We start from the raw sequence: 20,866 nt of genomic DNA on the forward strand, positions 1-20,866 counted from the left end.
AGAGGTCCAAAGACAAATTTTTTGGATTTTTAAAAGGAGTGTCCGATGAAAACGAAACGTCTTTCGTTCGTTACTGCAGCATGCGCTGCAGCTTTATGTTCCACATCATTTGCTTACACCATCAGCGGAACGGTTTCCGACGATAATGGCCAGGCCATCAAGGATGTCGATGTCAGCCTGCTTAAAGAAGGCAAGACTGCAAAAACTGATAGCCAGGGCAAATTCACCATCCACGAAGACGAAGAAGAGGTGGCAATCCACCCGGCTTACAAGAACTCCGTCGGATACGTCAATATCAACAACGGGATCCTTTCTTACTCCCAGAGCAGCACTTCTCCAGTCCAGGTGAAGATTTACAACTCCCTCGGCAACCAGGTTTTCGAAAAGAAGTTGCAGGGTTCCGGCACGTATGACTTGAGCAAGGGCCTCAACGCCAAGGGAACCTATTTTGCACAGGTCTCAGTCGGCAACGCAAAACAGAATTTCAAGTTCACGACCGAAGGCAACTACGGCAGTTCTTTCGGTACGGCTAGCGCTCTCATGAAGGACGCTCAGAAGGGCGAAGCCATCCAGTTTGTCGCAACAGACTACGACACGCTCACCATTAAGCTCAATACGCTTGACACGACTCTCAACGTGAAGCTCACGAAGACCGCGCCTCCGGCACCGACATTCAAATTCGGTTACGCATTGAAGAACGAACCGACCCCGAGTAAGGGCTGCGGCACGACATCAAAGTTGCAGAAGACCAAGAGCGTCGAAAACGGCGACCGCTTCGAAATGAGAGTCGGTAGCGACAACCGCGAATACTTCATCACGCTACCGAAGAACTACGACAACAAGAAACCTTACAAGTTGCTCTTCGCCATGCACTGCATGGGCTCTAACGCCGAAGACTTCGTCCACCACTCTCCGGACCAGGACCATCCGAGTCCGTACTACGGCCAGCAGAAACTGGATACGGAAGGCAACTATATCTTCGTTTCTCCGCGTGGCGATACCGACGGCATGCCGTGGAGCGTATCTAGCGACAAGGACCACAAGTTCATCAACCAGTTGCTTACGACTCTCGAAGAAAACTACTGCATTGACACCAGCCGCGTGTTCATGACGGGCTTCAGCTTCGGCGCCATGGTCACGAACTCCATGGCCCAGGATATGCAAGACCGCCTCCGTGCAGTCGCAGTCTATGCAACCGCCGACTATAACATCTACCTGCCGAAGAACAAGGGCTTGCCTATCGCCTGGATGGCCGTCCATGGCAAGAATGACGGCACCTGCCAGTACAACCGCGCTCGTGACAGTGCTCTCAAGCGCATTCTCAAAAACAACGGCAAGGCCGATGCAGAAGGCAACTTCACCGATGCCAGCGCCGAGAAGCCCAAGGAAGTCGGCGGCAGCGGCCACCTCTGCTACGACTTCACAACAGTCGACGAACGCTTCCCGGTCAAGTTCTGCAGCTGGAACGGTCAGCACCAGTGGACAGCCTACGACAACGGCAACTGGCAGAATACCTGGGTTCCTCAGGAAGTCCACAAATTCTTCGAACAGTTCTAATCAAGTTTCATAAATCAGCTCTCTACCAAAAACGACTTCCTTCCTCCGGAAGTCGTTTTTTTTTACAGTAAAATTCTTTTTATAGACAATTAGTCAATAAGCATAGCACTTGGCCACGCAACTTTGGACGCATCCGGATTTAGATTAGTTTATAGTTAGGTGTGTTGAATTAGGAGTCTTGGTAAAAGGAGTAAACATGAGTATCAAATCACCCAAGCTTTTCACGGCAGCAAGCCTATTGGCGTTCTGCGGATTTGCATCGGCATACACAATCTCTGGCACCGTTTCCGATGACCAGGGCAAGGCCATCAAAGGCGCCTTGGTAAACCTTCTCAAAGAAGACAAAACCGCAACGACCGATGACAAGGGCAAATTCACCATCCACGAAGAAGAAGTGGGCATCAAATCGGCATTCAGGAATTCCGTCGGATACATCAGCATCAATAACGGCATTCTCTCTTATTCGCAGAGCAGCACTTCTCCCGTACAGGTGAAAATCTACAACTCCCTCGGCAACCAAGTTTTCAACAAGACTTTGCAAGGCGCCGGCACGTACGACTTGAGCAAGGGACTCAGCGCACAAGGCACGTACTTAGCACAAGTAACCGTCGGTAACGCAAAACAGAACTTCAAATTCACGACGAACGGCAACTACAATAGCGCCATCGGATCCAACGCAAGCGCACTCATGAAAGACGCTCAAGCCGGAGAAGCCATCCGCTTTGTGGCTGAAGGTTTTGACACGCTGACAGTTCCGCTCGGCACACTCGACACAACGCTCGATGTAAAACTCACGAAGACAGTCCCTCCCGAACCGACATTCAAATTCGGTTACGCACTTGGCAACAAGCCGACTCCGAGTAAGGGCTGCGGCACCAATTCCACATTGAAAAAAGTCAAGAGCGTCGAAAACGGCGACCAGTTCCAAATCAGGGTCGGCAGCGACACCCGCGACTACTTTATTACCTTGCCCAAGAATTACGACAACAAGAAACCGCACAAGGTTCTCTTTGCATTGCACTGCTACGGCAGCCGTGGCGAAGACTTTGTACACCACAAAGCAGATTATGACCATCCGACACCGTACTATGGCCAGCAGGTTCTCGACAAGAATGGCGACTACATCTTTGTTTCGCTGGATGCAATCGGCGGCGTATGGACTAAGGGACAGGGCGACCATGATTTCTTCGCCCAAACGCTTACGACTTTGAACGAAAACTACTGCATTGATACTAGCCGCGTGTTCATTACAGGATTTAGCTTTGGCGCCATGTTCAGCTACTCACTCATGCAGGACATGCAAAGCCGCGTCCGTGCCGCTGCAACTTATGCTGTCGCAGACTATAACATTTGGCTCCCCGAAGGCAACAACATGAAGAACTTGCCGATTGCCTGGATGAACGTTCACGGTAAAAACGACGGCAGATGCGATTACAACCGCGCAAAAAACAGCGCCCTCCCGAGAATCCTCAAGCGCAACGGCAAGGCCGATGACGATGGCAACTTCACCGATGCAAGCAGTGAAAAGCCCGAAGAAGTCCAGGGCAACACCGGACACGTCTGCTACGACTTCAAGAATGTCGACGAACGCTTCCCCGTCAAGTGGTGCTCCTGGCCGGGTGACCACCAGTGGACTGCACACGACACCGGTAACATGGGTGTCGGTTGGAACTGGGAAAGCACCTGGGTCCCCGAAGAAGTCCACAAGTTCTTCGAACAGTTCTAAGAAAGCTTCATAAATTAACTCTCCTCGCCCAAAGGGCTTCCCGGAACGGGAAGCCTTTCTTTATTGTAGATCCCGCCCCCCTTTCTACATGATTCTAAAAATTTTGTTTACAAAGACAAAGTTGTTATTTTTATTATTAAATTATTTTATAATAAACATTACCCAAATTTGTTTTAAAGGGATGTGGAAAAGGAGTGCACGATGAAGAAAGCAATACTTTCTGTTTTCTCTATTATCCTAGCATCATCATTCTCTGCGGCATCTGCCTATACTTTAAGCGGAACCGTTAAAAGTGAATCTGGTTCACCAATTTCAGGTGCTTCCGTAAGATTAGCTATCGCAGGAGATTCTACCTCCACCGATAACGATGGCAAATTTAAAATTGAGAAAAAGGATAGCACAATAAGTATTTCCAAAGCCGGATTTACACCCGGTTATATCAGCTACGAGAACGGAACACTTCATTTTGCACAAAGTTCGAATTCGCCCGTACAAGTAAGCATCTTCGACATGGCCGGTCACCAGGTTCTGAGTCAAACGTTGCACGGCACTGGACAAGTCCATTTGCGTGACGGCGTAAAAGCAGAAGGAAGTTACATCGCTCGCATTCGCGTCGGCAGTGCACAACAGGCAATCAAGTTCTCGACCGAAGGCTCTTTCAACCGTTCCTATTCTGCACAACAAGGGGGAGCGCTCCTTAAAGTCGAAGACGATTCCAAAGACACCTTGATTGTCACAGCAAATGATTACGATACACTCCGCGTTTACCTTTCCAAGCTAGACACTGCACTCGAGCTCACGCTGAAAAAGCCTGTCATTGAACAAACTCACAGCTTCGGCTATGCCATGGGCAATGAACCTACTCCGAGTAAAGGCTGCGGCAAGGACAACACGCTTAAGGACTACTTCAAGTTTACCGGCGGGGGCATTGAGCACGAAATTTACCTCACCATGCCCGAAAATTACGACAAGAACAAGCCCTACCGCCTTGTATTCGGCATGCATTACATGGGCGGTTCCGCCGAAGTTGTGGCAAAGAAGGAAAACTACTACGGATTTAGAAACCAGCCAGGCGCCAAGGAAAACACCATCTTTGTCGCACCGCATGGATATACAGATGAAAATGGCAGAGAAAATCCTTGGCGTTGCAACGACAACAAAGACCATCTCTTCTTTGACGAGTTCCTCACCTACCTGAACGAAAACCTCTGCATCGATACTTCACGCGTGTTCTCAATTGGTTTTAGCTTTGGAGCCATGTTCAGTAATGCGCTTGCTCAAGATTTCCAGCACCGTTTGCGTGGCGTGGTGGTGTTCTCGACAATGGATCAGGTGATTTACATGCCTAAGAATGCGGGCAAGCCAATTGCATGGATGGGTACTGTTGGCATGGAGGACAATCTTTGCACACCTAAACTTGGACGCAGCGCCCGCGACAGGATTCTCAAGAATAACGGAATACCCGATGAAAATGGAGAATTCACCGACGCTCGTGGCGAAACCGCCGAAGAATATTCCGGCAGCGGCAACCACGTATGCTACGACTACAAGACGGTTGATCCGCGCTTCCCTGTGAAGTGGTGTACGTTTAAGGGTGAACACACGTACAATCCCCGTGAAGACGGCAAGATTTGGACAATCGAAACCGGCTGGGAATTTATCACGCAGTTCTAAAAAAATGATCCCGGCACAAGGCCGGGATGACGTTACCGCCAACCGAGCTAGGTAAAAAAGGCGATGCCGCAACAAGTGCGGCATGACATCCACCGTCTACTTCTACTAGATTAGTTTTTCGACCTTAGAGCAGAGCGATTCGGCTTCCTCAGCAGTCGGTGCTTCAGCAATCACGCGGATTACAGGTTCCGTATTGCTGGCGCGCACATGCACCCAGGACTTTTCGGAACCGAGCCAGAGACCGTCGCGTTCATCCATCTTCCAGCCGGCAAATTCAGCCTTGACCTTCGGGAGAATGTCAGCAACCTTCTTGTCGCCGAGTTCGAACTTCTTCTTCGGCATCACATAAGCTGGATTTTCAGCAACAAACTTTTCTGGACCGCCATTGTGGTGAGCCATCCAGCTAAGCACAAGTGCTGCAGCCACGAGGCTATCGCGACCGTAGTGGAGAGCCGGAAGAATCACGCCGCCGTTGCCTTCACCACCGATAACGCAACCATTTTCGATCATCTGGAGGCTAACATTGATTTCACCGACCTTCGCGCGGCTGAATTCGCAACCGTACTTGGCAGCAACATCTTCGTTCATGCGGCTCGTGGAGAGGTTCACGCAAACGCTACCCTTCTTTTGAGCAAGCACTTCGTCCGTAGCAATTGCAAGCGTGTATTCTTCGCCGATACTTTGTCCAAGGCCATCGACAAGAGCGCAGCGGTCTGCATCCGGGTCCACGGCAAAACCAACAGCGCAGCCGTTATCCTTAACAGCCTTACGCAAGTCGCCAAGATTTTCAGGAATCGGTTCTGCACCGCGCGGGAACGTGCCATCCGGGCTGCAATGAACGCGAACAACTTCGCAACCGAGCTGTTCCAAAAGGCGCGGCACAATAAAGCTACCGGCACCATTCACGGCATCGACAGCAACCTTGAAATGTTTGGCCTTGATAGCTTCGACATCCACGAACGGAATCTTGAGCGTACCATCAATGTGAATACCGTCGGCATCCGGGGCAACTTCGTACTTGCCCATCGTGCGGTAATCTGGATAGCTGAACTGGTTAGCATCAGCGAGAGCAAAGAGCTGCTTCACATCATCCGGACCGAGGAAAAGGCCCTTGTTGTTGAGGAACTTGAGAGCGTTCCATTCGAGCGGGTTATGGCTAGCGGTAATGATGATGCCCGCATCAGCCTTGAAATGCGTCGTCAAAAGTTCCACGGACGGAGTCGTCGAAAGGCCCACATCCACCACATCCACGCCAGAAAGGCGGCAAATACCAGCAACAAACTGCACGATGGCATCACCTGTCGGGCGGCTATCGCGGCCAATCACCACGCGCTTAGCCTTCGTGATTTCAAGGAAAGCACGCACATGGCTCTGCAAAACCTGCGGAGTAAGGGTATCACCAACGATTCCGCGAATACCAGAAATAGAACGCATCAGTTTAGACATATTTTCTCCAATAAATTAAACTTATCCAAGTTCCGGAACAGTAGCATAAAAGACTAAATCTTCCGGACCTTCATTAATCAAGCTATGGGAATGGCCCTTCGGACAGAAATGGCACTGGCCTGCTTCGACGTATTCAACTCCGTCATCGAAAAGCACCTTGCCCTTGCCCGAAACAAAGAACATAATTTCGCTGTTGGTTTCGTGCTTGTGGTAGCCGATGGAAGCCCCCTGTTCAAGCGTACCATGCATAATACGCGTTGTTCCATCAAAATACATCTTGGCCTTGTATTCTTTTTCGCCACCCTTAAAATTCGGGAGAACGGTCGTCTCCATGCCTTTTAAATCAATAATCATTATGACCTCTTTGAACGAGGAAATAATAGAATTTTAGGGAAAGAGAGCCAACCATATAAGGCTAAACGTTGCGGCGATATCCGCTCAAAGCAAGGAAAATAATGGCCGGGACGTAGAACAGCCAAATAAAGTTATTCGACACAACTGCAAGGATTTCACGGGTCGAATGGTCTGCGCCCGTAAGCAAAGATATTCCTGTTAGCAAGTCGCAGCAAACAAAGCAAATCATCCCAAGCATAATCCGGAACGCACTCCCTTTAGGGAATAATTTCTGTTTTGATGCCCTGCATGCAGCAAACAGCGAACAACTCAGCGTCGGAGCATAGACAAGAACTGCCATGAGCATCAGCGAATCCAGCACATGAAAATACGCAAGGAAAACCATCGAAAAAATTGCCGCTAGCGGAATACAATAAATCCACGGGAACGTCCAATCGGAATCACTTGTACGCGTATGGCGGTAAATAAAAATCATCTGTGACAAAAAGAAAAATACGATTCCAATCGTGATGAAATTTTCGCGGTTGTCCGCAGAACCAAAATAGTTGTACAATATCTTAAAACAAAAATCAGCACACAAAATCAAAGCAAAACTAGCCTGTACAAAGAAGCGGTCTCGCCTGCTTATGGCATGGCGCCCAATCATAAACGCAATCAACGTTGCAATCGCTGTTACAATAAACTTGGTTATATTTTGAAAATCACTCGAAGAGTCAAGACAAGATTGCACGGCGCCGCATTGATAAAGCACATACCAGTCGCGCCCAAAGAACGCGACAAACAAGACCGCGGCAATAGCAACAAGAATAGAGACTATCTTCGAATACACCATATATATAATATAGACTGAAACTCCCCAAAAAAGCAAATGAATTTTTAGCAAAAGAATGTGGAATTAAAATAACCGCAGCAAAGCCGCCAAATTAAAAGGCGCCTGATTCCGGACTATTTTTTCGGCTTTATCTTAGCAGTCATGTAACTGAGCACAAGGTTTTGCCATACAACATAGCAAGTCGGAGCGAGCGCCACCACCGGGCCAGCGTAAAGGCTAGAGACCCAAATGACAAGCGTCGTATTCTTTTGGCCCATGCTCTGCGAGCCTTCAATCGGACGGCGACCACGTTCGCAAACCCAGCCAAGCCAGAACTGCACAATGCAAAGGACCAGCGAAACACCAGCCATGAGCGGGAGCTTACCGCTGTTCCACAAATCGGCAAAGCCCATCTCGCGGATATCAAAGCTCGCTTTCGACAAAATAATGAACACCGAGAACGTCCACACGAACATCGTGTACTTCTGGTATTTGGCAGCGCGGTCGGCAAGTTCCGGATAAAAGTTGCGCAGTCCAAACGCAAATGCAAGCGGGATACTGATAATCGGCTGGATTGTATTGAAAATCTTCATCGCAATTTCGGAGAGATTTGCCTCGGTCCCCGTCAGATACCCAAAGACAATCGGAATGCTAAAGCAGGCAATCAAGTTTCCGCTGAGGAAAATCTTGAGCGCAAGGGATGCACTGCCGCCAAGCATTTTCGCCATTGCAGGAGCGGCGTTCGCCGGCGGACAAAGCGCAATAATAGCACCACCCAAAAGAACCTCTCGCGGAAGATGGAAAAGTTCGACAACGCCCCAGAGAATCGCAATCATGATAAGGCTTACAACAAACGCACGAGCCTCGATTTTGAAAGTGTAGCCATGCGTCTGCGGCGGAATCTTCGTCACGAACGTAAGGAACATCATGATGCCGATAGTGAATGGCAAGAGCGGCGACAAAAAGTGCGCCTGAGGAATGAGGATGCCCGCAAGAATTGCGATGGGCATGAGAATCGCGCGTAAATTTCCCATAGTCTTATTTCCGAGAGCAAAGGTAGTAATTTGATTTTTGAAAATCAAGAAAACACATTATGCGGGCGGGGCCCCAGCTCGGAGTTGCGAAGGCCGCACGGGCCCCTCCCTGCACCCTCCCCATCCTTGGCCGACGCTCCATTCTCGCAACAACAACCATTTTTCACAACTTTACCACTTTATCTCTATATAAAGAAAGCGGAGCAATAGCTCCGCTAATCTTGATTATATCAAATCAACTACAATTCAATAATTCTGTCGTTTTGCAGCAATTGTTCGAAAGTCTGGCGTTCACGAACGAGCTTGATTTCGCCCTTCGTGTACATCGTTTCGGCTGCATAGCGACGGCTGTTGTAGTTGCTGCTCATGGCGGCACCGTAAGCACCGGCATCATGGAGAATCAACAAATCACCGACCTGAGCCTTCGGGAGCTTGCGCGTCACGACAAAGCCGCCTTCTTCCTGCGTGAACACGTCACCGGATTCGCAAAGCGGGCCTGCGACAACGGCATCAACAGTTTCGTTGAGTTCACGACCGTCACGAGCGACCACAGAAATAGCGTGGTAGCTACCGTAGAAACTCGGGCGAACGAGATCGGTAAAGCCAGCGTCGAGCAAGTAGAACAAATTATTTCCCTGTTTCTTCACGGCGCGAATTTCTGCAACGAGGTAGCCGCTTTCTGCAACAAGGTAACGGCCCGGTTCCACTTCGAGGTGGACATCGTGACCAATGCTCTGCTGGATGCGCTTGCGGGCATTGTCCCACAAATCGTAGTAAGCCTTCACATCAATGCGGTTGCCCTTTTCTTCTTCGTGATACGGGATCGGGAGGCCACCACCAGCGCTAATCGTGCGGAGGTGAGAACCGAGATGACGGCTAGCGTCGACCATGGCATCGCAAACCTGTGCGAGGTGTTCGAAGTCCGTACCGGAACCGATGTGCATATGCAAACCGGTAATCCACATGCCGTTGCTCTGGGCAAGCTTGATGCAATCCTTAATCTGTTCGTGCCAAATGCCGTGCTTGCTGAGGTCGCCACCAGTATTCGTCTTGCGGGAGTGACCATGACCAAAGCCCGGATTCACGCGGATCGTGAGTTCAGACTTCACGCCGAAATCAGCGAGTTGCTGAATCATGTCCGGAGAGCCCACGTTCACGGCGATGTCGTACTTCTTCACGAGCTCGAGAGCATCGCGGTCGAAGATGTCAGCTGTGTAGACAATTTCAGGAACCTTGCCCTTCTGCTGTCCACCTTTGAAACCGGCCTTGAGAGCGCGTACAATTTCGCCAGCGCTCACAGCATCGACCACACAGCCGAGCTTACGGATGAGCGAAACGACAGAAAGGTTCGGGCAGGCCTTCTGTGCAAAGCGCACGGTATCGAAAACCTGAACATCCTTCACGCACTTTTCGATCGTAGCGCGGTCATAAATCCAGAGAGGCGTGCCATACTGTTCGGCAGCCTTCACAAAAACTTCTTGAGGAATGGAATAGTTGTTCATACAGGCGCAAATTTAGCAAAAGTGAGCAAGGCGAACAAAGCGTGAAAACTTGTTTTCGCATTTTTGAGCCGAAGCCACGGACGCTAAAAGCGTCAAAAGGCGAGCGATGCGCGAGTCAAACTTGTTTGAACGAGCATATTCGAAAGAACTAAAAACGGCTTCCCGTTTTTACAAAAACCGTAAAACGTAAAAGCCAGCTATCGTCGAAATTTATAGCCCATTCATTAATCACAAACTTAATCTTACAAACTTACTTTAATTCGTTGACAAAATTATAAGCAATTTGTATTATTCGATTTTTCATAAAACTGGGCATAAACGCCCAAAACCAGGAAAACAAAAATGAAAAAAGAGTTGGAACAAAAAAAGAATTACCAGGCCCCCAAATTGAAGGTCGTCAAGCTCAAGCGCCAGAGCAACCTGCTGAAAGCTAGCGAACCAGACCCGTACAAAGGCCCCCTCGGCTAGAAAAAAATTATTGCGTCGAACGCCTTGTTCGACGCTTTTTAATTACACAAGACCAGGAATGAACAAATGAAAAGCAACCAAAAAACACCTTTCACACGAGCGGTGTCAACATCGCTTGTACTCTTACTATCTGCAGCTTCGGCATGGGCTGTTTCACTCAGCGATTTCGAATACTCAGGTGGCGCCTACTTAATCAAAACAGGCGATCAACTGAATAATTTGGCGACCTATGTAAATGCGGGTAACACCACTAAAGGCGTAACATTCAAATTAACAGCAAACGTAACCGCAGCAGGGACTTATATTCCCATCGGCAACCCCAATCACGTCTTCAACGGAACATTCGATGGAAACGGCAAATCCATTAGAGTTTACTATAAATACGACCCGACCCCCACAAAAGTCACCGTGGGAACAGGCTATTCATACGAACTTACCGCAGGCGTTTTTGGTGTACTTGGCAGTAGCGCTGTTGTAAAGAACCTTACCGTTGAACAGCCTTCTTATTCACTAGTTTCGACAAAATCGCAAACAGGCTTCCAAATGTCTAGCGCTGACTTCGGTGGCATCGCAGGCATTAATAATGGACAAATCATTGACTGTATGGCAGACAATAATTCGTTCACAGTAGAAGTGGATGCCACCACCAACAGTGTCGGCGGTATTGTCGGTACAAACAAGGGCACCATCAAGAATACTACATCCAGTTATATCCTTACAACAAACCTAAAAAGCGGAGCTAGCAATTATGTCGGCGGAATCGCGGGCTACAACACAGGAACGATTGAAGCCAACACAACAGAGTCCTATATAACAAACAATGGTGGCGATGCCTATATTGGAGGTATTGTTGGTTTTAATGCTGGCACCGCAACTAAAAACTTTGTTTCCAGCTACAAAAAAAATTCAGGAAGCAAAGGCAAAGGCGCCATTGCCGGATATAACAACAAAACACTCACCCAGAACGGCTACTACAACCTCGGCACGGGAATCGGCACAGGCAGCGGCGATGTTACTAGCAGCAGCGGCGCGATCCCAGTATATAAAATCACAGCCGGCACAGGCGTCTCTGTATCAGGAGCAACAACTTTCACAAGGTATGATGTAAAATACTACGCTTATAATTCAACCATCACTTTATCGGCTACAAGCGGAAACAATCCCAAGACCGGATATACCATCGGTTACTCCGCGGATAACGGCAACATCACCGTCTCTTCATCCGGAACTTTCACCATGCCTGCCAAAGACATTTCTGTGGCTAGAGCAGACAAGCCGATCAACTACACCATCACATACTATCTGAATGGCGGTTCAAACCCCTCTAGCGCTCCTACAAGCTACACAATAGAAAGTGCAAAAACGCTCCCAACTCCGACCAGAAACGGATATAGCTTCAGTGGCTGGTACACAACTTCTAACTTTAATGGCTCCAAATTCACTTCCATCGCAAAAGGCTCCTCCGGCAACAAAACGTTCTATGCCAAATGGACCGCAACATCCTACACCATCACATACTATCTGAATGGCGGTACAAACCCGTCGGGTGCACCCACAAGCTACACAGCAGAAAGTGAGGCCATCACACTCCCGACCCCAACCCAGACAGGTTATTCCTTTGCGGGCTGGTACACAACTAGCACATTCTCTGGTACCAAGGTGACCACGATTTCTAGCGGTTCCTCTGGCAACAAGAATTTCTTTGCCAAGTGGACTCCTAATACATACAAAGTCCAATTCAACGCCAACAACGGTACAGACGAATCAACGACCCAACAGTTTACTTACGGCACCGCAAAGAATCTCGATCTAAATACGTTCAACCCACCCCAGGGTAAAGGCGGATTTTCGGCATGGACAACCAACGCTAACGGAACCGGCACCAGCTATGCCGACGGCCAAAGCGTTCAAAACCTCACAACAACGTTGGGTGGAACAGTCCAGCTCTACGCCCAATGGAAAAAACATATCGCTTACACAAACGACTTCTATTTCTACGATATTGATGATGAATATTATACAGGAAAGGCCATCGAACCTTCTGTCACTATCATCAAGGATGCAGTTGATGTTTCCGATGATTTCATTATTAGCTATTCCGACAACATCAACGTCGGCGAAGCTACCGTGACAATCACCATCGATAGCAAGAAACACCCCGATTACGACGGCTCCATCACAAAGCACTTCAAGATTAAAAAAGCAAAACCGACCATTACAGTTCCGACAGCAACCAAGTTTAAATACAATGGCAAAGCCCAAGCTCTTGTAACAGCAGGCTCCACCAATGTCGGGTTCATGCTCTACAGCCTTGACGGAACGAACTATAGCGATGAAATTCCGACCGCAGTGAACGCCGGGAATTACACCGTTTACTACAAGGTCGCAGAAACTGAAAACTACAGCAGCGTCACGGGCTCTGTTGAAGTAAAAATCGAAGGAACTTACACAAAGAACGAATTTATCGAAATCAACGAAGTCGATGGCAAGAAGCACGTCACTATCGACGGAAACGCTTCCAGCGACAAGGCTTTCGAAATCAAGGACGATGTCGAAGTCGAAGATGTCGAGCTCACGCGTGAATTCACATTCGGTGAAGGCTACTCCACCTTGGTCTTGCCCTTCGAAGTAAATACCAACCAGCTCACAGGAGTCTCCTCGATTCTTGAATTTACAGGCATGGGCTTAAACGACAAAGGCATCAAGCAAGTCGAAATGAGCACCCTTTGGGACGAAACAAAGGCTCACACAAAGATTCAAGCCAACAAGCCGTACTTGATCAAGATGGCAAGCGCAACGCTCGGAGTTGTAGGTTCTGTTACCCTCAAGAAGACAGAAACACCGATTGCAACCGTACCTAATAGCTCCTGGACATTCGTAGGCACCTACTCTTACAAGGAATGGACTTCGGACGATCCGGAACTCGGACGCGCTTACGGCTTTGCCGGACAGGCCAAAGAAGGAGTCGACGCAGGAGAATTCGTGAAGGTTGACGCAGGCGCCTATATCAACCCGATGCGCGCATACCTGTTAGCACCGGCCAAGCCCGCAAAGGTAAGAGCCGCAAACAATGTCACCACAACAGCCTCTATCCATAACGACTACCCCGAAACAATCGAGATGGTCATTGTTGACAAGGACAAGAATCAAACTACTGTTATCGGCACGCTCAACACCCACACAGGCGAATTCCGCTGGAACAAGACCAAGCGCACGTTCGACCTCAAGGGCCGTAACGTAGGCAATGGCAACAAAGCCCGCGGTGCCTACTACGGCAAAATCGAACTGAAGAAATAAGCTATTAGCCCGCCTCTGCGGAGGCGGAGCACTCTTTTAAAAATGCAAAATGCTGGGTAAAAGCCCAGCGTTTTTTGTGCACTCAACATTTCGAATACACTTTAGCAAAGTTTTATAAAAAACCGCTCTTTATTACTAAAGAACGGTTTTTCGTTGAAATGAGTTTCTAAATCACTTTACATTAATCACAGAAGAATGGTTTCCTACGCGGACTATGTACATTCCTTTAGTCGGCAGCTGAATTTTCTTTTCTGCAAAATCAGCCTTTTCCTTAATGATATTTTGACCGATCATATTGAAAACACTAACATCGGAGCCCATTTCCATATCGGAAATCGTCAAAGTCAAGCCCTGCGTTTTGAACATCGGCGACTTCGTCAACACAGGTGCAATCTGAGGTTTTTCTACATCAACAGATGGCGTAGGAACAAATTGAGCCTTATACAAAGCCCCCATGAACGGATTATACAAAGGACTTATCGTCTTTTCAATAGGTTTATCTTTAAATGAAGAGGTATAGAAATAGACTCTAGCATTTTGAGCATCACCCATAGCACAATCCGAAACGCCATCACCATCGAAATCGCCAACAAAAAATTGGGGATTAGCAATTTTTTTGAAGTAAGTTAATACATCGCGAAAATAACCAACAGAAGCAGGTGGTGAAACATTAACTTGCCAATTAAAATTCATCATATTAACCAAGCTCATATCCCCCATTCCATCGCCATTAAAATCACCAACCAAAGGTTTATGTAGCGCATCACCCCAACGATATTCAAATACTGTTGCCCCTACAACAGGCTCAAAAATCCACCCATCGTTCACATACTTATCTATTGTATCTTGTTCCATTGCCTCTAACGCAACTAGTCTGCAATTACCTATTTGATCGCAATCGGAATTTTTCATTACAAAAACTTGATAGCCCATATAGTCGTGAGAACCAAGATTTGGGTCATACAACGCTTTTCCAGTACGACTGGAAATAGAGAACCATCCTAATGTAGGATCCCAAATAGTCGGATCACTTTTCCCGTCAGCATCAAGATCTCCTTCCACTACAGTTTGATAAGATGTCATCCTCCCCCACATTCCTTCATTAGATTCCATTATCGGGATACCTTTTACCTTCCCCTCTTCGCTCGAAAGATATTTCCATATACAATAGGGATAAGGTTTTGCATCATCAAAACATTCAACAGCTCCAATATCGTTTATACCATCTCCATCATAATCACCTGTAAGAGCATGAGTCATTTTACTTTTACTCAAACCTAAAATCTTTTTTCCCCATATATAAACAGTCGAATCGTCAACATTTCTACGAACAATATCCTCACCATTTTTACTAGAATAGATAAACCATAGCATACTAGGCTTATGGACAATTGCAGGATCTGCGGCACCATCTCCATTAAAATCACCTACCACAATTTTATAATCATCACTGAGCTCAGTTATTCCAGGCCATTGCCACCCCCAACCAATCTTAGCAGCACCATTCAGTCCTGTCAAACTTGACCTAATATACCATCGAGCAGTACTTCTGTCCACAACGCCCATATCCGTTATACCATCAGCATCAAAGTCACCTGCAATAAATTCCAAATTCCTGTTTTCAAGGCTATCAGGAAACTGAAACTGGTAATAAAGCATACCATTCGCATAACTTGTATTTGCGGAATTAAGTACGGTTTGACCCGTAACTATATTCGAACCAACTGTAAACTGATAAGTGGACCAAGGTCTACCAGCAGCTGCAGGAGCCAAGCCATGATTTGTATCCCAAAAAATTTTAAATAATGTTGGATATTTGATTTTTTTTGCAGAATCTAGCGGTTCGAGAAGAAGAGAAGAATCAACATCCTTAGGATATTCTTTATCCGAAGTAAGTCGAATTAGATATTTCCAAGGCGAATTCTTCGTATTATCCCATGAGAAAATACTAGCATCTCTGCAATTGTCTTTTGGATTACAACCTCGTACAAAATACCCTGAATCCGACTTAAATTGTATACTATCACTATTTCCAGCAAAAGAAACTATTGTGCGGCCATTTATAATATGTCCAATAGAATCACCCGATATTCCCACATTACTAACTAAATTTAAAGGACCTATGGAATCCTTAGGAAACCATTTATCCCCATCATCAGAAACATATCTCTTAATCCATTGCTTATAATCATAACCTTCATAAGCGGCGAGGTTCATATGTCGAGATGTCATCCACATTTCAAACTGCTTTGTCTTGGAATTCCATTTAACATCCCCAAATTCGTTATATTCAACTACGGATTCCCCTTTTAGAATATCAGATTTACCAATGAAATCCTCAGTTACAAGCTCAGATTCTCCATCAAAAGATATCGAAGTCCTAGGCCAATTCTTAAGGATGTTTCCATAAAAAACTGTTTTAATTGTATTATTTATTACAATCTTTTTATAAAGTTTATCACGATCCACTTTGATATGTCTAAATCTCCAGAATTTACGAGCCCCAATTGAATCCTTCGGCGCATAAGACACATCCGTAAACCAAAAATGATAATACTTGTCATCTCTTACAACAGAAGCCTGACCGGCTCCATAAGGAAGACCAGTTGAATCCTCAAGACCCTCCACTGTCTTCTGAGTTGTAAATATAGGAGCAGGTTCCGATGGATAAACAGCCCAGTTTTCTTCACCCCCACGTCCTATATAACGTTGCTCGTAAGGGCCCTCAATTTTTTCAGACCTTGCCACAAATGTGACTGTACTATATGATTTCTTGAATCCCGTATAATACAAATACCAATAGTTATCATCACCCTTAATAATCGTAGGATCACACGCACACGAATCATTTTCAGATGATGGAATAAGAACGACTCGAGGGGCAGACCAAGTCGCTCCATCTCTTGAAGTTCTCATGCGAATATAATCCCAACCATTTTCATAATTACTTTTATTTTTTATAAAAGGAACCGAATTCGCTCCATGAGAACAGTAAAAACGATAAAACTTTCCGTTGTACCGAACAGTTGTAGACCCATATTCATAACCATCAGCTTCAGATGGTGTACTAACCTTTCTTACCGTCACCGAATCCACCGTCGCCGTTACTGGGCTCCAATTTATAGAGAACAAATTTGTCGCTAGCACCATTGTAGCACATGAAAAAATTAAAGAAAGAATTTTTCTCATAACTTTTTTCCTTTATTTAATATTATTTATTCACAACAGAATCAAAGCTTTCGCAATTAATTCTATATAGGAATCCTATATATAAAATAATTTTCAGGTTACAGTTTAACAATTAAACAATATTCATTTTAATTTACAAACGAAACGTCAACCAATTGTAATACGAAATAACTTCATTTATACTACAGCACCATTCTTTTAGTCAATGCATCCTAAACAATAGTCCTTCAGAACAAGCAAAAAAAACTAGCCAATACTTTCTTCAAAAAAAAACACCGAGCGTTTTGCCCGGTGCATTTTCAATATTTTTCAATCAACGCAATTACACGTGCTTAATCTTGTTGTCGCCGGCATCCCAGTTCTTGCCATCACAAACAAACTTGTATTCGTAATCGCCCGGAACGAGGGAAATCTTTGCGACCCAAAAGCCTGTCTTCTTGTCCTTCTTGAGCATATCGACATCGACAGCCCAGTCATTGAACGTACCAGCAATGGAAACAGTCGTTGCAAGCGGGCAATCGGCGATAAATTCGACAGCCACTTTTTTCGGGGCGGCAGCCTTCACAGACTTCGTAGCCTTCTTTGCAGGGGACTTTTCAGCCTTCGGGGCTTCTGCGACAGTCTTTGTAGCTTTCTTAGCAGGAGCAGCCTTTGCTTCAGCCTTCTTGGCAGGAGCCTTCGGAGCCTTAGCGGCAGCGGTTTTCTTTGCAGCAGGTTTTTCAACCACAGTTTTTGAATTTTTAGACATAATTATCTCCTCTTATTCTTGTACTTGAAAATTTAGTAAAAAAAATTTTATTTTGCTATATTTGAAATATGCTTAAACAAATCATCGCTCCTAGCGTCTTGAACGCAAACTTCCTCTCTCTCGGCGATGGTCTCAAGGCCATCGAAAACGGAGGCGCAGGCCTCGTTCACTTGGACATCATGGATGGGCACTTTGTCCCAAACATCAGCTTTGGTCCGGGAATTTCCGCTTGCGTCAAAAAAGGCACCAAGCTCCCGCTCGATTGCCATTTGATGATTGAAAACCCAGAAAACTACGTGGGCGAATTTGCAAAAGCAGGCGCAAGCATCATCAGCGTGCACGCCGAAACTACAAACCACCTTGACCGTTTGCTGCACCAGATTGCAGAACTCGGTGTAAAGCCGGCAGTCGCCATCAATCCGGCAACCCCGCTCGACAATGTCAAGTACGTGCTTGACATTGTCGACATGGTGCTTATCATGTCTGTAAACCCCGGATTCGGCGGCCAGAGCCTCATTCCGTATTGCCTCGACAAGATCCGCGAACTCCGTGCTCTCAAGCCGGAACTCAACATTCAAATCGACGGCGGTGTAAAGCTCGATAACATCCTCGCCTGCAAGGAAGCAGGTGCAAACATCTTCGTTGTCGGAAGCGCTATTTTCGGGAAGCCGGATCCAGAAGCCGTCTGCCGCGAATTCGTGAACTTAGTAGACAACAATAAGTAGAGAGCAAGAAGAAACGGCATTGCGAGCCTAGCGAAGCAATCTATTCTTACTCCTATAAAAATCACGCAAAAAAAATTAGGTCCCTTACGGGGCCTTTTTTTCATATAACCTTTGTATTCCCCCTAATATTTTCCGCTACATCGGTGTCGATGCAGTAGAAGCAAAAAGAGCAGAAACAAAAACTATAGAAAGAACGATTATAAGATACCAGTTTTGCATGCCCGTAATATATACTGAAAACTCGTCCATAATCCACACATTCACAAAATATTACAATTTTACTACAAAGTAAAGTTTACACAGCACGTTTTATGTTTCAGGAAATTAACAATCTATGACAATAATTAAATTTGCGCCGTAAAAAAACCGCCAACGATTATGCAAATTTACGCAAACAAAAAATTTGTCACGCCCATAGAAACAATTGAAATCTTCGAGCCCAAAGAAATCAAATCCGTTCTAGACAAAATCGAGTCTTTACAAAAGAAAGGCTATTATCTCATAGGTTATATGAGATACGACCTTAAAAATTCAGCAGGCGGCGCACCTCTCATTTATTTCGAAGCATTCGACTCCTTCCAGCCGTTCGAACCGCAAACACCCGACTACAAGATTGGCACCATCGTAAAGCCACGTATTTCCAAAGAAGAATACGCACAAAGCTTCAATTCCGTCCGCGGCGTTATAGAAGTGACCCTTTGTGAGTAATTGCCCTATAAAATGGCGATGCCGGCACTAAGGCCGGCATGACAATCCCAAAAGGCTTCATTACAATCACAATTGGGCGCGTTCAAAAACTAGAACTGCGTAATAAATTCCCAGCCAATGTCTGAGGCCCAAAGCTTGCCATTTTCGCGCATATCCCACTGGTGGCCGCCATTGAAGGTGCACCACTTCACAGGGAAGCGCGGATCGACCGTCTTATAGTCGTAGCAGACGTGATTGCCACTGGTGTATTCGGTAGCCTTTTCGCCAGTGCAGTCGGTATGGCCTTCGGGGCCATTGTTCTTCAGAATCCTGTCACGGGCGCTACGTCCCATGCTCGGCGGGCAGGTACCGTCGCCTAAACCCACGGTTCCCATCCAGGCAATAGGCTTGCCCACATTCTTCGGAATGTAAATCACCTGGTCGGCAGTCGCGAACACCACGACACCGCGGAGACGATGCTGGAACGTCTGAGCGAGCGAGTTTGTATACATAGCACCAAAGCTGAAACCGGAAGAGAACACACGAGACGTATCCACGCAGAGGTTCTCGTTCAAGTGCGTAAGAAGTTCGTCAAAGAACAAGTGGTCTTTGTTATCGCCACAGCGCCACGGCATTTGGTCGGTGTAACCGTGCGGAGCCACAAAAATGGTGCTCTCCTTGGCGCCCTTCTGGTCGCGGTAACCATAATAGTGTTCGTTCTTAGCAACGTTCTGTGCGGAACCGCCCATGCAGTGCATGCCGAACACCAAACGATACGGCTTGTTCTTGTCGTAGTTGTCTGGCACGTCGAGATAGACTTCGTGCTCGATACCGCCACCCGTGAACTTGAAGTAGCTCTTGAGCGTATTGTCCTTACCGCAGCCCTTACTCGGTGTAGGATCGTTGCCCATGGCATAGCCAAAAGCAAACGTCTGCTTAGTGGCAGCCTTGCTGAGTTTCAAATCGAGAGTCGTATCAAGTTTCGACAGGGGAACAAACAACGTATCATAATCTTCTGCAACGACACGCAGCGTATCAATAACATCGCCTTCCTTATGAAGCGCCTTCTTTTCTGCGGAACCCAAAGACCCAGAAGCATAGCCATAAGTGCTAAAGCGAACCGTTTCTTGCGCGGATCCCATCTGCACCTTTGCAACAAATGTCCCCGGCGCCTGGATCGAAGCTGCAAGATCAACCGTCCCAGAACCTTGCAACGTTTTCGCAAGTACCTGGTTACCCGTCATGTCAAATACCTTGACCTGCACAGGAGCGCTACCACCCTGCGTAAAATTCAGGATTCCGTTAATCAAGCTGAAATGTCCAACAGCGGCACGCGAGCCGTGCAAGGATACTTCCTCTTCATAAATGACAAAATTTCCAGATCGGTCCGTTTCAGTTTCGTTGCCCTTTTGGAGCAATTTCACGGTCGCCGCAATTGGCGAAGAATTGTCTTTATCTTTAACGGTTCCTTTTAGGGTGTAGGCAGATGCCGCAGAAAAAGCGGTCGCCATAACAATGGGAAATACAGAAAAGAATATTCTCTTCATCCACAGTCTCCTTTCCCACGACACCACAATCCATGTTATAATATAAATTAAAGGCCAGCAAAAATTACCGAGTAAAAATAATTTTCAATCGGAGTCCGGGG

At 46.7% G+C, this 20,866-nt stretch carries 16 protein-coding genes; 8 read left to right on the forward strand and 8 right to left on the reverse strand.

The annotated features are described in order from the left end of the window. Nucleotides 1-45 precede the first annotated feature (45 nt). The 3 genes from BUA34_RS14345 to BUA34_RS14355 all read left to right on the forward strand — a co-directional run bounded on the left by BUA34_RS14345 (nucleotide 46) and on the right by BUA34_RS14355 (nucleotide 4,957). Nucleotides 46-1,557 (forward strand): T9SS type A sorting domain-containing protein, encoded by a 1,512-nt coding sequence (locus BUA34_RS14345; RefSeq protein ID WP_072830762.1) that lies wholly within the window; start codon nucleotides 46-48, stop codon nucleotides 1,555-1,557. A 196-nt stretch (nucleotides 1,558-1,753) separates the two neighbouring features. Then, nucleotides 1,754-3,283 (forward strand): T9SS type A sorting domain-containing protein, encoded by a 1,530-nt coding sequence (locus BUA34_RS14350; RefSeq protein WP_072830764.1) that lies wholly within the window; start codon nucleotides 1,754-1,756, stop codon nucleotides 3,281-3,283. A 201-nt stretch (nucleotides 3,284-3,484) separates the two neighbouring features. Beyond that, complete coding sequence (locus BUA34_RS14355) at nucleotides 3,485-4,957, forward strand: carboxypeptidase regulatory-like domain-containing protein (protein ID WP_072830766.1); 1,473 nt, start codon at nucleotides 3,485-3,487, stop codon at nucleotides 4,955-4,957. 105 nt (nucleotides 4,958-5,062) lie between these two features. Here the strand turns inward: BUA34_RS14355 and glmM are convergent, their stop codons facing one another. The 5 genes from glmM to lysA all read right to left on the reverse strand — a co-directional run bounded on the left by glmM (nucleotide 5,063) and on the right by lysA (nucleotide 10,104). Further along, the gene (glmM, locus tag BUA34_RS14360) at nucleotides 5,063-6,403 is read right to left on the reverse strand and encodes a phosphoglucosamine mutase (RefSeq protein WP_072830768.1); all 1,341 of its coding nucleotides are present in this window, start codon (nucleotides 6,401-6,403) and stop codon (nucleotides 5,063-5,065) included. 21 nt (nucleotides 6,404-6,424) lie between these two features. Next, the gene (locus BUA34_RS14365) at nucleotides 6,425-6,757 is read right to left on the reverse strand and encodes a cupin domain-containing protein (protein WP_072830770.1); all 333 of its coding nucleotides are present in this window, start codon (nucleotides 6,755-6,757) and stop codon (nucleotides 6,425-6,427) included. Between the two features lie 61 nt (nucleotides 6,758-6,818). After that, nucleotides 6,819-7,589, reverse strand: a complete 771-nt coding sequence (locus BUA34_RS14370; protein WP_072830772.1) for a lysoplasmalogenase family protein — start codon at nucleotides 7,587-7,589, stop codon at nucleotides 6,819-6,821. 113 nt (nucleotides 7,590-7,702) lie between these two features. Beyond that, nucleotides 7,703-8,602: a bile acid:sodium symporter gene (locus BUA34_RS14375; protein WP_072830774.1), complete on the reverse strand. Its 900-nt coding sequence runs from the start codon at nucleotides 8,600-8,602 to the stop codon at nucleotides 7,703-7,705. A gap of 239 nt (nucleotides 8,603-8,841) precedes the next feature. After that, nucleotides 8,842-10,104, reverse strand: a complete 1,263-nt coding sequence (lysA, locus tag BUA34_RS14380; protein ID WP_072830776.1) for a diaminopimelate decarboxylase — start codon at nucleotides 10,102-10,104, stop codon at nucleotides 8,842-8,844. 342 nt (nucleotides 10,105-10,446) lie between these two features. Here lysA and BUA34_RS16205 point away from each other — a divergent pair, with 342 nt between their 5' ends. After that, complete coding sequence (locus BUA34_RS16205) at nucleotides 10,447-10,572, forward strand: hypothetical protein (protein ID WP_256375033.1); 126 nt, start codon at nucleotides 10,447-10,449, stop codon at nucleotides 10,570-10,572. Nucleotides 10,573-10,638: 66 nt separating this feature from the next. After that, a complete protein-coding gene (locus BUA34_RS14385; RefSeq protein ID WP_072830778.1) occupies nucleotides 10,639-13,869 on the forward strand; it encodes an InlB B-repeat-containing protein in 3,231 nt (1,076 codons plus the stop codon). A gap of 171 nt (nucleotides 13,870-14,040) precedes the next feature. Here BUA34_RS14385 and BUA34_RS16305 read toward each other — a convergent pair whose 3' ends face one another. Then, a complete protein-coding gene (locus tag BUA34_RS16305) occupies nucleotides 14,041-15,243 on the reverse strand; it encodes a T9SS type A sorting domain-containing protein (RefSeq protein WP_371556251.1) in 1,203 nt (400 codons plus the stop codon). 9 nt (nucleotides 15,244-15,252) lie between these two features. On the opposite strand from BUA34_RS16305, the gene BUA34_RS16310 reads away from it, so the two are divergent. Further along, complete coding sequence (locus tag BUA34_RS16310) at nucleotides 15,253-15,393, forward strand: hypothetical protein (RefSeq protein WP_371556254.1); 141 nt, start codon at nucleotides 15,253-15,255, stop codon at nucleotides 15,391-15,393. A gap of 1,987 nt (nucleotides 15,394-17,380) precedes the next feature. Here BUA34_RS16310 and BUA34_RS14395 read toward each other — a convergent pair. Continuing rightward, on the reverse strand, nucleotides 17,381-17,806 hold the full coding sequence (locus BUA34_RS14395; protein WP_072830782.1) for a glycogen-binding domain-containing protein: 426 nt from the start codon (nucleotides 17,804-17,806) through the stop codon (nucleotides 17,381-17,383). 68 nt (nucleotides 17,807-17,874) lie between these two features. Between BUA34_RS14395 and rpe the strand changes: the two genes are divergently transcribed. Both rpe and BUA34_RS16130 read left to right on the forward strand, forming a co-directional pair. After that, nucleotides 17,875-18,531: a ribulose-phosphate 3-epimerase gene (gene rpe, locus BUA34_RS14400; RefSeq protein ID WP_072830784.1), complete on the forward strand. Its 657-nt coding sequence runs from the start codon at nucleotides 17,875-17,877 to the stop codon at nucleotides 18,529-18,531. Between the two features lie 510 nt (nucleotides 18,532-19,041). Continuing rightward, on the forward strand, nucleotides 19,042-19,239 hold the full coding sequence (locus BUA34_RS16130) for a hypothetical protein (protein WP_254794502.1): 198 nt from the start codon (nucleotides 19,042-19,044) through the stop codon (nucleotides 19,237-19,239). An 89-nt stretch (nucleotides 19,240-19,328) separates the two neighbouring features. On the opposite strand, the gene BUA34_RS14410 is transcribed toward BUA34_RS16130, so the two are convergent. Then, nucleotides 19,329-20,765 carry a hypothetical protein gene (locus tag BUA34_RS14410; protein WP_083579808.1) on the reverse strand — a complete coding sequence of 479 codons (1,437 nt, stop codon included), beginning with the start codon at nucleotides 20,763-20,765 and terminating at the stop codon, nucleotides 19,329-19,331. Between the last annotated feature and the right edge of the window lie 101 nt (nucleotides 20,766-20,866).

It is taken from the genome of Fibrobacter sp. UWB12 (genome assembly GCF_900142485.1).
GTDB lineage: Bacteria > Fibrobacterota > Fibrobacteria > Fibrobacterales > Fibrobacteraceae > Fibrobacter.